The organism is Pseudomonas sp. IT-P44, from assembly GCF_949768225.1.
Classification (GTDB): Bacteria; Pseudomonadota; Gammaproteobacteria; order Pseudomonadales; family Pseudomonadaceae; genus Aquipseudomonas; species Aquipseudomonas migulae.
Window position 1 is genome coordinate 75587 of record NZ_CATKQM010000007.1, and the last position, 14606, is coordinate 90192.

Consider the following 14606-nt stretch of genomic DNA (forward strand, 5'->3'; position numbering starts at 1 on the left):
TCAGACGGCATCAAGCCACGTCCGTAAACCATCAAAAAATCCCCCGCCACAGAAGCGTTTTCGCTCCCTTTGCGTGCTGACAAGCCATGAAAGCAGAGTCATTGAAGCCTGTAAGATTAATCCTACAAGCGCTGTAGAAACCGCCGACCGACAGTCTGCCTGAGCTGCGCCAAGGTTCACAAACAGTTTCTCTTACCTGTTTCTGACCTTGGAGCGTCCATGAAAAATTCGAGTGTGAAAAATCTGGATTTGCTCGACCGCGCTCGATTGTCGACAGCAGAAAAAGATCGCAATCCATCTTCAAATCCACTTGTTGCGGCACCGCCTGCTATCACTTCATACGAAATATGCCGGGGGCTGCGTAATCATGAGTTCGCCTCTTATTACCAACCGAAGTTATCACTGAAAGATGGCACCATTACTGGCGCCGAAGTACTCGCGCGCTGGAATCACCCGCAGCGCGGAGTATTGAGCCCGTCGCAGTTTTTACCGGCGATACAGCACCACAACCTGATCGACGAGCTGTTTTTTGAAATGCTCGAACAGGGCGTATTGCTGAGAAGGACCTTGTCGGCGTTCGGCTTTCCCATGGAACTCGCCTTTAACCTGCAACCTTCGCAACTGGGCTGCAAGTCATTTTCCAACACGATCCGTCATTGGCTTGAACAGTATCAATGCCCCGCCAGCCGAATCACGTTTGAAGTCACCGAAACCGGCTCAATGCACTTGTCGCCGGCTTGCCTGAAGAACCTGTTGCAGCTGCGAATCCTCGGTTGCAACCTGTCAATGAACGACTTCGGCACCGCGTTTTCCTCCCTCGAACACTTGTGCGACCTGCCCTTCAATGAGTTGAAGCTGGAAGGTTCTTTCGTGCAACGCCTGCACTCTCATCCCTCCTGCCGGATCGTGGTGGAAAACACCATTCAACTGGCAAACACCCTCGGCCTGTCGCTGGTTATCGAAGGCGTGGAAACCGTCGCGCAAATGAAAGAACTGGAAGCTCTGGGCTGCCCGATGGTTCAAGGCTTTGCGATTGCCCGACCGATGCCGGAGCAGCAGTTCATCGACTATTGCCTGCAATACATCGCCCTGCCCCGAAACACCTCGCTCTGCGCGTGATGCTCACTACGCCTTGCCCGGCATCTCGCAGTTCCACCACCACGGGCACCTGCCTGCCAAGAAGACATTCAATGTTCAGCGCCAAATCCGTTTTAACTTTTCTTCTCGTGTGCCTGAGCTCGCTGATTGCGAGCAGTCGAACCCTCGCCGACCCGGCCGGAGGCTATCTCCATCTGACCAGTCAATTGGCCAGCGAGCCGCAAAAGTTGCAACTGGCCCCCGAGGATTGGGCCTGGCTTCGTGAACGGCGCAGTCTGACGCTGGGTGTACCGGGGACGTCCGCCCTGCCCCTCGACGTCATCTATAGCAATGGCGATTACGAAGGCATCAGCGCCGATGTCGTCACGCTGCTGAAGCAACAACTGGGTATCGAAATCAAGGTCCTGGGGTTCGCTACGCGCCAGGAAGCACTGACGGCGTTGCAGGCCGGGGAAATTGATCTGATCAGCCGCTCCAGTGTCTACGAACATCATCACCCGGAAACCGCCCTGAGCATCCCTTATGCAGTGAATGCGCCTTCGTTGTATCGACGCCCCGGGGATAACCGTCCAGTCCCGGACGATCTGCGCGGCATGACCATCGCCGTGGCGAAAAACTACATCCCGTCGGAGCTGTTCCGCAGCCGCTATCCCGAGGCTCGGATCATCACCTTCAACAATAATATCCAGGCGATGGCCGCCGTGGCGTTTCAGGGGCTCGACGGATACATCGGTGATTCGCTTTCCGCCCATTACATGATCAATCACAGTTTTTTCAACTTCCTGAAGTTTTCGCAATTCATCAAGCTCGACGCCGGCGGATACGGTTTTTTGCTCAGGGGCGATGAGGGTCGGCTCTTGAACATACTCAACTCCACCCTGTCATCTTTCGGCACTTTGAAAATGAGCTATCTGGTCAAACGCTGGACCGGTGGCGGCACGGTGATACCGGAAGACCGGGTGACGCTGTCGGACCAGGAGAAACGCTGGCTTGCCAGGCATCCTGTTGCACGCCTGATGATCAATGATGACATGGCGCCTTCGGCCTACTTCGATGCCCGCGGTCGATTTAATGGCGTGGTCTCGGACCTCTTCGAAACCATCACCCAGCGCACCGGCCTGCGCTTCGAAATATTGCGCACATCAAGCTTCCAGGGCGTTCAGGATGCGCTGCGTGAAAACGAAGCGGATCTGGCGCTCCTGACCCCCAGTGCCGAACGCCAGGAAACACTGCGATTCAGCCATCCTTTTGCTACCAGCTCGTTCAGCCTCGTGACTTCAGTCGATCACCGGGACATTTTCGGTCTGGACGCCATGACTGGCAAACGCCTGGCGATTGCCAAGGGCCACGTGCTGATCAACAGCCTGCGCCGGGAGTACCCGGAAGTGGTCCTGCTGCAACCAGCCAATAATCTGGAAGCAATGAACATGGTGGTCAGCGGCGAGGCCGATGCCGCGGTGATGGCCCTGTCCATGGCCCGCTATTACACCGCTCGCCTGTACGAACAAAAACTGCGTATCTCGGCGATCCTCGACGGCGAAGACGCAACGGCGAGCTTTGCCATGCGCCGCGGCGACACCGAACTGCAATCGATCATGGACAAGGCGATCCTGAGTATTCCACCGGATGAGCTGAACGCGCTGACGGCGCGCTGGCGCTCCAACGCCGCAATGAGCGGACAGAGCTGGCGCGACTATTCGCGGGTGATTCTTGAAATCGTCGGTTGCGCGCTGTTTGTGCTGGCGATCTCGATGCTGAGAATTTTCCAGTTGCGCCGGCAGATTCGACGTCGTGTGGCGGCCGAAAAAGCGCTCAACGATCAGTTGGAGTTTCTGCAAACCCTGAACGACTCCATGCCGATTCCCATCTATGTCCGCGACCTGGAAGGTCGCTTGCTGTCGTGCAGTCGCAGTTATGAAGAGGTCATGAATCTGCGTCAGGCCGACGTGTTGGGCAAGACTGCACTGGAAATGCCAATCGAGCATTTTGAAATGGCCCTGGCGCTGCACAACAGCTACCTGCTCGCAATGGAAACCGGCACTCCCCTTGAGCAGCAGTACGAAATCTCAATTGCCGGCAACAGCCGAAGTATCGAGCATTGGATACAGCCGTTCCGTGATTCTTCGGGAAGCATCAAAGGTGTGATCTGCGGATGGCAGGACGTGTCCGAGCACCGCCGACTGATCCAGGATCTGCAACAGGCAAAAGAGCACGCCGACGAAGCCAGCCTGGCAAAGACCCAGTTTCTGGCGACCATGAGCCATGAAATCAGAACGCCGATGAGCGCAGTGATCGGCACACTGGAGCTTGCACTCAAGCGTGCCGATCAAGGCGTGCTGGATCGTGACAATATTGACGTGGCTTACGACTCGGCTAAAAACCTGCTCGAACTGTTGGGCAACACCCTGGACATCGTGAGGATCGAATCCGGTCGTCTGAGCTTTTCGCCAAGACGTTGCAGCCTCAAGGAATTGGTCGAGCCTGTGGCGCGGGTCTTTGAGGGTCTGGCACGGCAGAAAAACCTCAAACTGCTGCTGGAAATCGACGCCGGCACTACTCGGGACGTGTTGGTGGACCCTCTGCGCTTCAAGCAGATCCTGTCGAACCTTGTGAGCAACGCGATCAAGTTTACTGACGAAGGCAGCGTGGCCATCCGCATCACCACCCATATCGATGCCTCGCGTATGTTGCATGTGCAATTGCAGGTCACCGACACCGGAACGGGTGTCTCCGATGAGAACCTGCAGTTGTTGTTCCGCCCTTTCGCACAGGTGGCGCAATCGACACTCAACGCCCAAGGCGGAAGCGGGCTGGGTCTGGTCGTCTCGCGCTCACTGTGCGAAATGATGGGCGGACGCCTGGAAATGCACAGTGCGCTGGGGCACGGCAGTACGGTCAATGTCACGCTCAAACTGAAAACGCTTGAACCGCTTCCTTTGATGGATGACGTGCTTGTTGCCAAGCCCCGGCAGGCGCCGAGAAAAATCGCCCACGTGCTGATCGTCGATGACAACACCCTCAACCGGCAGATGCTGCGTGCGCAACTGGAGTTCCTCGGCTGCACGGCGGTAGAGGCGGAAAATGGCCTCGAAGCGCTGCAATTCTGGCGGCAGCATTCGTTCGATCTGCTGATCACTGATTACCACATGCCGGTCATGAACGGCGTCGAGTTGACCCTGGCGATTCGCAAGGAAGAACACGAGCGGCAGCGCCCTCGCCTCACGATCCTCGGTCTTACCGCTGACGCACAGCAAGAGGAAATCGATCGTTGCATCAGCGCCGGCATGCGTGACTGCCTGATCAAACCCGCCAGCCTCGGCGTGCTGGAAGAGCGATTGAACGCCTTGATTCCAGCGGTCGCGACAGCGCCCTCAAACGAGGTGTTTGTGCCTGCCTGCGACGCCCTCGCCGACATGCCCGAGGGCTACGCCGAAGCGATCGACACGTTGAGCAAAATCAGCATGGGCAACCCCGTCGTCGTCGAGCAACTGCTCGGGGAACTGCTGAAAAGCAACCGCCGGGACCTTGAGGAACTGCGCCAACTCAACGAACACATGGACATCAATGCACTGATGCAACTGTCCCATCGCATTCGCGGAAGCGCAGCGATCATGCGCAACACCCGCCTGATCGAGTTATGCAAAGCCATGGACCTGGCCTGTGTCGAAGGCAGCTTCGAGGAACTGACCGGCAAAACGGCCGAAGTGGACAAAGAACTGCTGCTGATAGAAAAGGCCTTCACCAAACCCCAGTGACAAAAAAGGGCTGGAGAGATGCTCTCCAGCCCTTTTCTTTTTTGCGCTTGAGCCTGGGCTCAAACCAGATCGTTACGCTTGGCCAGTTCGACCAGGGCAATCAGGTTTTCCGCACTCAACTTGCGCTGCAGTCGCACTTTATACGTGCTGACAGTTTTGTGGCTGATCAGCAACTCTTCGGCAATTTCCTGATTACCCATGCCTCGAGCCAGCAACTTGAGCACGGTGATCTCGCGATCCGACAGCTGGGAAATCTTCTGGCTTTCCTGGCTGGCAGCCTGGGAGTTGTCCCGCAACATCTGAATGGTATCGGCGGGGAAATAACTGTATCCCGACAGCACCGCTTTCACGGCCCCCACCAGTTCATCCAGACTGTCGTCCTTGCAGACGAAGCCAGATGCACCGGCCTGCAATGAGCGCACGGCAAAGTTACTGGTGTCGCCGGAAGTCAGAATCAACACCTTGGTGGAAATACCAATCGCCTTGAGATGCGCGATCACCGACAAACCATCCATCTTCGGAATGCTCAAATCCAGCACGATCAGATCCGGGAGCAACTTGCGGATCGCTTCCAGTGCGTCCACACCGTTATCGACTTCCGCCATGATGGTGTGCCCTTCACCTTCAAGCATCACCCTCACCGCCATACGCATCAGCGGGTGATCATCGACGATGACTATATTGCCCATGGTGTTTACTGCTCCTGAAGTGAAGACGATCGAGTGGCACGCATTGAATGGCGGCCAACATAGCACAGGCCCGAGAGCGCAATGCTTGCGCGCCCGGGCCTGTGGTGTTCAGTGAAATGAGAGTGTAACGATGTCATCAGCGCTCGCTAAGTGGTTACGAACGTGCAAACCACATCAAACTTCTCGTACATCATGTCTTTTTTCGCTGGCGGCACGTCGTAGTTCGCCCGGCAACTGCCCTGGCTCCAACGAACATCCAGTACACCTTTATCCTTCGCACCGAATACCAGCAGGCGCGACAGGTTGTCGACCACTCCACTGACGTTGCCTTTTTCGTCAAAGGCCTGGGCGCCAAACGGAATTTTCTCGCCGTTGTCCAGGCTCAACGTCAGTTGCATGCGACGTCCCGTTTCCGCTTCGAACCGACCTTTGACGATGGCACCACGGGTCGGTACGACCATGCGCGAAGTGTCGGTGACTTCCATGTCGCTACCCAAGGTGCTGGTATCGAGGTTGATCCAGTTAAAGCGATACGGTTGCGCATACGGCACCACTGCGTAGCCCTTGCCGTCCGTGCGTGCGGCGCCGGCTGAAGCGACACCGACATCGGCCACACCCGGGACCTCCACCAGAGCGAAGGTCTCGCCGACCGGCTGACCAAACGTCACGCCGCCACCGTGTACAACCATAGAGCCGGACGCACCGGTGTTCATATGGGTACTGCCCGGACCCTGGCCATAGTTGCCGTTGATCTTGGCTTTCGGGGTATCCCAGCTCAGACCGAGGTCGCCGTTGGTACCACCATTTTTGCTGTGACCCGCCTGGGCCGAATACATCAGGCTGCTGTCTTCGGTCAGGTTGCCGGCAATGCCGGACTGGATCGACGAATCGCCCTGGGACGAAGACGTTACGCTGGTGTAAGCCCTTTGCGAACGCTTGCTGCCACCAAATGGCAGGCTGATCGACGCAGTGACCTGTGTATCGGCGCCTTGCGTCATGGCTTCGCCATCGGTACGTGAAATGGCGAAGCTGTAACTGGCATCCGAGTAGCTGCCGCTATAGCCGAACTGCCAGCGGCGAGTGCTGCCTTGACGATTCCAGTAGCTGGTTTCACCGAGGCTCAGGAACAATGAACCGCGGTCGGCAAACGACTGGTTGATGTTCATGTCGAATCGGCTTTTCTGCCGTCCGTAGTTCGAGCCACTGAGGTAGCCTTGTTCATCGACGTGCTGGCTGAACGTCCGATAACCTTCGGTGGAGTAGCGATAACCGACCATTGTGAAGGTGGTATCGGTGGCACTGAGGGTCTTGGAATACAGGAAGCGCGCGCTTTTCCCGGTGTTCTTGCGTCCGGCCGCATCTTCGGAGGTGCTGCTGGTGACGTCAAACGACAAGCCGCCCACTGAAGTATTCAAACCCAGCCCGAGGTTGAGCGCTCGGTACTGCTTTGAAGTCAGCACGCCGCCGTAACCGGTAACGTTATCGCTGACACCGTACACCAGCGTGCCCTGGCCGAATTTCGGCGCAACGGGGCCCTGGCTCTGGTATTGACCACCGGCAAAACTGTACCGGGCACTGCCACGGCGAGTCATCACCGGCAGATACGAATAGGCTTGGGAATACTGGCGTTCGCGGCCATCGGCTTCGATGATCTTGACCTTGAGGTCGCCGTTCGAACCGCTGGGATAGATGTCGCTGATCTCGAACGCACCAGGCGACACCGTCGTCGAATAGATGACGTAGTCGTTCTGGCTGATTTCGACAGTCGCGTTGGTCTCGGCGATACCACGCACCACCGGGGCAAAACCGATCTCGTTGTCCGGCAACATGCCCAACTCGGAACTGATTTGCGCGCCGCGAAAGCGAACGCTGTCGAAGATATCTCCCTGCGTGTACAACTCCCCCGCCGCCAGTTTGGCTTTGAGGCCGATGAGATCGCGCTCCACGTAACTGCGGTTGCTGCTGAATTGATTCCGAGTGCCGGTAGAGCCGGTAATCGACGACTCATTGCGCAGGCGCCAAGCCCCGATATTGAAGCCGTTGCGCAAACCGATGTAGCGGTAGTCGTTGCGATTGCCCTGATTGATATTGCGGCTGAAGTTGGTCTGATAATTGGTGTAGAACGCAGTAATACCCTGATCCCACAGCGACGGGTCAACGTAGCCCCGAGACTGACGCTGGACATATGCCTGGGGAATGCTGATCTGCAGCGCCAATGCGTTTACATCAAACTCGACTGCCGCACCGGGCGCCAGCGTCGCGACATCAATGACGGACTGATCATCACTGTCCTGGGCAATAACATTTTCCCGACGCAAGCGGTTGATGTTGACGCCGAGGTTTTGCAGTACACCTAGCTTAATGATCGGGCGCACCTCTCCAGTGTCGCCAGACACTGCAAACTCGATGTTCTCGCGGACAATCAGAATCTGGTTGAGATAAATATCTACCGCGTAGCGACCCGGCGGCAGTGAGTTACCCTGCTCAAAGTATTTTAGTTCAGCCTTGGCCCCGCCCTTACTCAGGAAGTCAACATTGAATTCGACCGGAAACGCCGCGACAGGAACAGTCATCCCCAGGAGAAAGACGCAAGAACCACTTACGTAATTAACGAGGCTTGAATTCGCGTTCTTCCTGAAAACATACACAGGCTATTTCCTCTTGCAACTTCTTAGTCAACTTGTGGCTCCCCTCCACTACAGAAAGTCAACCCACGGACATGCACCCAACTATTATTCGAAAACACTCACCGTATGCTTAATCGGCGCACCGTAATCGTTGATGTTGTAATACTCGACTACAGACCGTTTATCGATGCTGCCTGCAGGCGCGCCCTTGACCGGAAACTTTCCGGTAGAGAGTGGTGCGACCATATCGGTGTCTACCGGGTATGTTTTGCCATCGCTTTTGTATTGAGTCGTGCCGAAGGACACGTGATAGAGCGAATCGTTAGTGACGCGAAGATAGCGCTTGCCACTTTCATCCTGAACACGCCATTTGAGACCACTGGCAGCTTGCGCCGAAGTGCCCGTCATAGCGTCGGGGCGATAGAACACCTTGATCCGTTGGCGTATCGCCAACTGCAAAGTATTGTCACCTTCGGCCTTTTGCGGAATTTCCTGGACATTGAGCCAGAACACCGATTCCTTGTCGCCTGGCAGCCCTTGCCCGTAATAGAAAACCCGCAGAGTCTGCTGTTTTCCAGTGGCGAGACGGCTCAGGGCCGGGGTTAGCGCAAACGGCACATCCTTGCCTTTGAAGGCGACGTCCGGCTCGATCCAGGACTGAATCATGATGTCCTGATTACCGTCGTTTTTAACCAGAATGGATGTTTCCTTGCTCTTTTGAGGATAAATAATGCGCGTGCCGCCTAATGTAATTCCTGCGGCGGCGACGCTGCTGTAAAGCAAAGCGATACCAGCCAGCACATATCTGGATTTCACTATCATCGTTTGGACCTTGAAGAGATGAGACAGAGAGGCAATTGATGTCTCTCTGTCTTGAAGACTTACTGGTAAGTCAGCGTGTAAGGCAAAGTACCGTTGGCAACGCCCGGAGTAATGGTGGGTTCACCGTTGGCAACATACGCGGCGCGAATGTTCAGATGGGCCGTGTACTGGGCTGCAGCACCTGCGCCCGTTGCAATCAACGCCGAGTCAAAACTGTCGCCAGCCGCCAGGTTCAACATGGTGTTGTTAGCAGCAAAGATACCGATACCGACTCCCGCAGCGCCGCCCGGGGCAATTTTCAGCAGTGCATTATTCTTGTCATCCACACCGCTGCCCGAGTACGGGTCAAACTTCATTTTCACTGTGGTCAACCCGGCGGCTGTATTGCCGCAATCCAGATTAATGTTGATTGGCGTGCCGGAAACAATAGGCGTGGTACCGGCATTTTTCAGCGAGTCAATACTGACCTTGCCCAGCCCAACGGCAATAACTGCATTGCCTTTATTACCGGTAATGCCCGTACCGGCACCGGCGGTGACACTGCAGGAAGCCGCGGTGATTTCGCCGGTGAATTCAATTTTACCGTCAGCAGCAATCGCCGAAGTTGTAATGAGCCCGACTGTGGTGGCAGCCAGAATACTTCTCAGGGAAACAAACATTGCGTATTCCTTTTACTGCGTAAAGTGAGCGCTTCTAGAACTCTATAAAAGAGTCGGGCAATCTTTACCGAGTGCAGCTAAAGCAACAATTGCAGGATTCGTCCTACCCCAATAGATAAATCTGTCTGGCGTGTAGGATTAATCCTACTTGCTTGGGAGGTTTGCAAAAAAAACCGCCTGAACCTTACGGATCAAGCGGCGTTGCGCGAGCAACCTTAAAACGTTTGCCATCGTCTACGGCGCAACAACCTGCGAGCACTCCACAGACCGAGAACAAGCAACGTCAGCACACCGGGCACCAGACCGATATTGATGGCTTTGAGCAGCGCGCCCAGCTTCTCAACCTCCAGATTCGATTGCCTGGCCACCGCGCGCATCTCACTTGCAAGGGCGGTTTTCTCCTGAAGGAAGCGATCGATTTCCTTTTGCTGATCGGGGCTCAGACCCGTACCGTCGTGATGTTCAGATTGCAAAAACGCCAGCTGTCGTTCGGTTTCATCGAGCTTGCCCTGCAACGTGTCGCTCATATCCCGAAAGCGCTGCCGAGCTTGTCGCAGGAGAACGTCCACAGTGGTAAACGTGCGGCTGAAGTGCCCCCGAGAGCGTAAATTGATCAAGGCATCGGTGCCGGTCAGGCTGTCCAGCGCGTTGAGCACAAACACGCCGTTATCAGCCCAGGCCGTGGGGTCACCGATGCGACCCCGAGCGTCAACCCACAGGTTGTCGCTGAGCAGATCGGTGTCGGCCACCACAATCACATTAATGTTTTCAGTCGAGGTAATTGCTCCAGGCTTGCCCTGTACCTCCGTCAGAAACGCTGACTGCGCCGGACCTTGCAGCCGGGCCGCGAGGGTGAAGCGCTCGCCGGAAGGTTTCATTTCCCGCGCCAGTTCGCCCGAATCTTTCATCTGGTCAAAGCGCGCAGTGCTGAACGGCATTGAGTACTCGGAGCCGCGCAACAAAGGGCTGAACGTAGTGCGCGAGCCCTCCAGCGGCTCAAGAATCCCCGCCGTGGTCAGGTTGATGCTTTGCAGTCCAGCGGTGGCAACGTCCTGTTGATTCATCGCCGACGCAGGCAGTGCGAGTGCAGTCGGCTGCCATACCGGATCGGCGCTGTCCTTGAGGTTGACGAACTGCCCATAGTGACCGTCGCCCAGCACCTTGCCAGGCACCTGGCGCACACCCCATGCCCGTAACAATGGCGCCAGGTCAGATGATTTGTCTTTGCTGGGAATGCCGAAGTATTGCTCACCGCGATCCTGCTCGCTGTACGGATCTACAAACAGCAGCAACCGACCGCCCCGCAGCACGAACCGATCAATGGCCAACTGGGTGTTGCGGCTGACTCGCTTGGGGTGTACCAACATCAGCACGTTGAGCCCCTCGGGAATCTGTTCGATTTCGCCGGTCAACTCCTGCACATCGAATGCCTTGCGAATCTCCTCGAGCACGAACCAGGGCGGTAACGTGCGTCGACTCTGCTCATCGAAACCACCCGCCAAAGGCAGGGATGACAGCAAACCGATGGGCGCCCGCTCCGGCTTGTCCAGAGACTGTAAAAGACGACTGATCTCGTACTCCAGGAACGCTTGCTCATCCAGAGAGAACAAGGGAATGCGTTGCGTATGCTGTTGTTGATCGACCGCCGCCAACCCGAAGAACACCTGCCCTTCGACCGGCCCCAAAGGAATGGCATCCAACCCGAATTCACGCGCTCGATCTTCCTCGACAGAGAACGCCTGCGGATCGATTACGTGCAATTTGAGTTTGCCGTGGCCCTGTCGCTCATACTCCCTGAGCAGCGCCTCGACGCGCCGGGCGTAGCTGCGCAGAACAGGCAGGTCTTTGGCAGCCCTGCTGGAGAAAAACAGGTAGAGATCCGTCTGACCGGGGAGCTGCTCGATAATCTGCCGGCTACCTTGGCTCAAGGTAAACAGTTGCTGCTCGGTCAGATCCAGCCGAGGCTCGTCCAGTAAAGTACCGACACCGGGACTGCCGGCCAGAACCGTCAAGGCTGCGCCGCTCAGGCACAGCGTGACGTAACGCAAGCGTCTCAAGTCCATGGCTTACGAAGCCTTCTTCAGATCGACAACCAACGCCGTCGCCGCCAGCCAAGCGACGATCTGTCCAAAGAAATAAAGCAGGTCCCGAGGCGCTATGACGCCTTGGCTGATCGAGCCGAACCGTGCGAGAAAACTCATGGACGCGCTCACATCAAGCCACGCCATCGGCGCCCATTGTTTAAGCAGGTCCAGTACCGGAGCCGAACCGCTGGCAATAAACAGCAGGCCGACCATGGCCGCCATCAAGTAAGCGACCACCTGATTCTTGCTGAGTGCAGACATACAGCCGCTGATCGCCAGGTAAACGCCGGCCAGCAACCAACTTCCCAGATAACCGCACAAAATGGCGCCATTGTCCGCTTCGCCCAGATAATTGACGGTGAGCACGATGGGAAAAGTCAGCAGCAACATCAGTGCGGCAATCAACCAGGCCGCGAGGTATTTGCCGACCACCACTTCGAAACGGGTCAACGGCAACGTCATCAGCATTTCAATGGTGCCGGACTTGCGCTCTTCAGCCCATTGGCGCATCGCCAAGGCTGGCATCAGCAGTAGATATATCCATGGGTGCCAGGCAAAAAACGGCGCCAGATCCGCCTGGTTTCGTTCAAAAAAACCGCCGGGATAAAACGTGCATACGCCACACAGCACCAGGAACGTCATCAGCAGCAGGTACGCAGTTGGCGTGGCGAAGTAGCTGCAGAATTCGCGCTGGACGATTGGCGACAACAGCCTCATGCGGCGCGCTCCCGGGTCAGGGTCCGGAACACTTCCTCAAGCCCGCCCCGCTCCTCCTCCAGACGCCGCACTTGCCAGCCTTTGCTGACGATCAAGGCGTTGATCGCCGGAAGAATGACTGCACCGTCCCGGGCCAGCACTTTTACGCTGTGCGCCTCGAGACCTGCCTCGATTCCGGCAACGCCGGGCAGTACCGCCAACGCCAGCAGATCCAGCGGATGGCGGCCGAACACTGTCACGGCCTGGTGATAACGGGATCGGCTTTGCAGTTGTTTCAGTGTTTCGTCCGCCAACAAATGACCGTTGTCGATGATCAGGGCACGACTGCACAGAGAGGTGACCTCTTCCAGAATGTGCGTCGAAATCACCACAATCTTGTCCTTGGCCAGCTCCGAGATGAGCTCGCGCACATGGTGCTTCTGATTCGGATCAAGGCCATCGGTAGGCTCATCCAGGATCAGCACTTTAGGGTCGTGCAACATTGCTTGCGCCAGACCCAGGCGCCGCTTGAACCCCTTGGACATGGAATCAATGGTGTCGGCGCGCACGTAACCTAGCTCGAACCGGTCGAGCATCTGCGCTACCCGCAACTTCCTTTCAGCGCCGCGATAACCGCGCACCCTGGCAATAAACCCGAGAAATCCCTGCACACTCATATCGCCATAACACGCGTTACCTTCCGGCAAATAGCCCAACAAACGCTGTGCCTGACGAGTGTGTCGGCTGATATCGAAACCGCAGACGGTAATAGTTCCAGAAGTAGGTTTGATCAGGCCGGTGAGCATGCGCAGGGTCGTGGATTTACCTGCACCGTTAGTGCCGAGAACCCCTAGCACTTCTCCCGTGACAACCCGGAACGAAATATTGTTTACGGCGACATTTCCTGAGAAACGTTTTGTCAGTGTCGAAATATCAATCATGGCTTCCAGCTCGCTAAGCGATTTTTCCGCTTCACATTTGCAGATACGTTTGTTGAAGCGAGGAAACATAAACCGCTGATTGATCCGATTGAACGGGGGCAAGTGAATACCAGATCGGTCTGTGGGCCGTGAGGATTTATCCGAGGCCTTATGCGCTTATTCCTACAAAACACGGCACCGACACTCGCTATTCTTTAATCGGCCGATAGTCCAGATTTTTGCCCAGCCTCGGAGCCGCGAAGCCAAATGAACTTTAGAACAATCACCGTATTGAACACCGAAGGGGAACCGCTGAACGCTGCAGTACTGTGCGTGTTTACGGCGGTTGTGATTGACAGGCGGTTTGTGATTTACAGCCTGAATGAAAATCTTGGTGGGGGCCTGATACGGATCTATGTGGCGTCTCTGTGTGACGACGGGGAAGCGTTACTGATGACCTGCATGTCCCCGAACGACTTCAAGATTGCTGCGCAAACCCTCAAAAACATCATAAACGATGCCCTGGCGCCGGCACCCCACATGACAGATGGGAGCTATCGGATACTTGACCTGCTGGAGACTCGGATCATTCCCGGGGATGTACACACCCACCGCACGTTGAAGGTCAACGAAACATGGGTGGAAAAGCTGTTGAATTTTCAACCCTCGCCAGGACCCTTTGTACAAACAACCATGAAAACTTCGACGCAGGATTTACATATCGAACTGGAGTGCACCGACTACTACTCGAAACTTACACGCTTTAACCAACATGAAGACGACCATCGTCAGGCTCCCCCTCCGCCCTTGAACAAGATCCCCCGAGATGCCCCCGCTGCTTCTCCGAAATCCATTATGACCCACGTAACGTCAACTACCTCCCTGACAGCATCCGAGGAAACCGCGCCAATGACCCAAAATTCCGTATCGCGCATTGAACAAAGCTTGCAGACACTCATGACGAACCTGAGCAACCATAAAGAGGCGCTGCAGAACAAACATGAGGAGTTCTATAACGTTCGACTTAAACAGGAGCGTCTTGACCGCGACTTGACTGCCCGTGAAGCCATGTTGGATCAACGGGAGGAAGAGTTGAGCAGAAGCGCTGCATCATTGACCATTGCCGAGGCGCAACTAAGTGAGTTGATCCACCTGATCAACGATGCCTCCGTTATTGCCTTGCCTCCAAAGTCCGATTGAAGCTTCAATCACCTTACGGTTGTAAGCCTCAAAGCCGCGAAAATTTGTGGATAGCT

10 protein-coding genes are annotated in these 14606 nt (G+C 55.9%); 3 read left to right on the plus strand and 7 right to left on the minus strand.

Annotated elements, in window-relative coordinates; genetic code table 11:
- Nucleotides 1–219: 219 nt before the first annotated feature.
- A complete protein-coding gene (locus tag ACM6IO_RS03565; protein WP_414910957.1) occupies nt 220–1119 on the plus strand; it encodes an EAL domain-containing protein in 900 nt (299 codons plus the stop codon).
- Between the two features lie 71 nt (nt 1120–1190).
- Nucleotides 1191–4853 (plus strand): transporter substrate-binding domain-containing protein, encoded by a 3663-nt coding sequence (locus ACM6IO_RS03570; RefSeq protein WP_414910958.1) that lies wholly within the window; start codon nt 1191–1193, stop codon nt 4851–4853.
- Nucleotides 4854–4912: 59 nt separating this feature from the next.
- On the opposite strand, the gene ACM6IO_RS03575 is transcribed toward ACM6IO_RS03570, so the two are convergent.
- From ACM6IO_RS03575 to ACM6IO_RS03605, 7 genes are all read right to left on the minus strand, one after another.
- Nucleotides 4913–5542 carry a response regulator transcription factor gene (locus ACM6IO_RS03575; protein WP_192415655.1) on the minus strand — a complete coding sequence of 210 codons (630 nt, stop codon included), beginning with the start codon at nt 5540–5542 and terminating at the stop codon, nt 4913–4915.
- A gap of 146 nt (nt 5543–5688) precedes the next feature.
- The gene (locus ACM6IO_RS03580; RefSeq protein WP_414910959.1) at nt 5689–8190 is read right to left on the minus strand and encodes a fimbria/pilus outer membrane usher protein; all 2502 of its coding nucleotides are present in this window, start codon (nt 8188–8190) and stop codon (nt 5689–5691) included.
- Nucleotides 8191–8274: 84 nt separating this feature from the next.
- Nucleotides 8275–8991: a molecular chaperone gene (locus ACM6IO_RS03585; RefSeq protein ID WP_414910960.1), complete on the minus strand. Its 717-nt coding sequence runs from the start codon at nt 8989–8991 to the stop codon at nt 8275–8277.
- A 59-nt stretch (nt 8992–9050) separates the two neighbouring features.
- Entirely contained in the window at nt 9051–9650 is a 600-nt protein-coding gene (locus tag ACM6IO_RS03590) for a fimbrial protein (protein ID WP_414910961.1), read from the minus strand.
- 215 nt (nt 9651–9865) lie between these two features.
- The gene (locus ACM6IO_RS03595) at nt 9866–11713 is read right to left on the minus strand and encodes a GldG family protein (RefSeq protein WP_414910962.1); all 1848 of its coding nucleotides are present in this window, start codon (nt 11711–11713) and stop codon (nt 9866–9868) included.
- A gap of 3 nt (nt 11714–11716) precedes the next feature.
- Nucleotides 11717–12451 carry an ABC transporter permease subunit gene (locus ACM6IO_RS03600; protein WP_223449399.1) on the minus strand — a complete coding sequence of 245 codons (735 nt, stop codon included), beginning with the start codon at nt 12449–12451 and terminating at the stop codon, nt 11717–11719.
- Nucleotides 12448–13371 carry an ABC transporter ATP-binding protein gene (locus ACM6IO_RS03605; protein ID WP_223553855.1) on the minus strand — a complete coding sequence of 308 codons (924 nt, stop codon included), beginning with the start codon at nt 13369–13371 and terminating at the stop codon, nt 12448–12450. Before ACM6IO_RS03605 ends, ACM6IO_RS03600 begins: the two co-directional genes overlap by 4 nt.
- Before the next feature lie 246 nt (nt 13372–13617).
- On the opposite strand from ACM6IO_RS03605, the gene ACM6IO_RS03610 reads away from it, so the two are divergent.
- Nucleotides 13618–14550, plus strand: coding sequence for a hypothetical protein (locus tag ACM6IO_RS03610; RefSeq protein ID WP_414910963.1), 933 nt, complete (start codon nt 13618–13620; stop codon nt 14548–14550).
- Nucleotides 14551–14606: the final 56 nt, after the last annotated feature.

Coding starts and splice junctions, on each gene's coding strand:
- ACM6IO_RS03595 (WP_414910962.1), bottom strand. CDS start 11,713: ATGGACTTGAGACGCTTGCGTTACGTCACGCTGTGCCTGAGCGGCGCA.
- ACM6IO_RS03610 (WP_414910963.1), top strand. CDS start 13,618: ATGAACTTTAGAACAATCACCGTATTGAACACCGAAGGGGAACCGCTG.
- ACM6IO_RS03575 (WP_192415655.1), bottom strand. CDS start 5,542: ATGGGCAATATAGTCATCGTCGATGATCACCCGCTGATGCGTATGGCG.
- ACM6IO_RS03600 (WP_223449399.1), bottom strand. CDS start 12,451: ATGAGGCTGTTGTCGCCAATCGTCCAGCGCGAATTCTGCAGCTACTTC.
- ACM6IO_RS03565 (WP_414910957.1), top strand. CDS start 220: ATGAAAAATTCGAGTGTGAAAAATCTGGATTTGCTCGACCGCGCTCGA.
- ACM6IO_RS03590 (WP_414910961.1), bottom strand. CDS start 9,650: ATGTTTGTTTCCCTGAGAAGTATTCTGGCTGCCACCACAGTCGGGCTC.
- ACM6IO_RS03585 (WP_414910960.1), bottom strand. CDS start 8,991: ATGATAGTGAAATCCAGATATGTGCTGGCTGGTATCGCTTTGCTTTAC.
- ACM6IO_RS03605 (WP_223553855.1), bottom strand. CDS start 13,371: ATGATTGATATTTCGACACTGACAAAACGTTTCTCAGGAAATGTCGCC.
- ACM6IO_RS03570 (WP_414910958.1), top strand. CDS start 1,191: ATGTTCAGCGCCAAATCCGTTTTAACTTTTCTTCTCGTGTGCCTGAGC.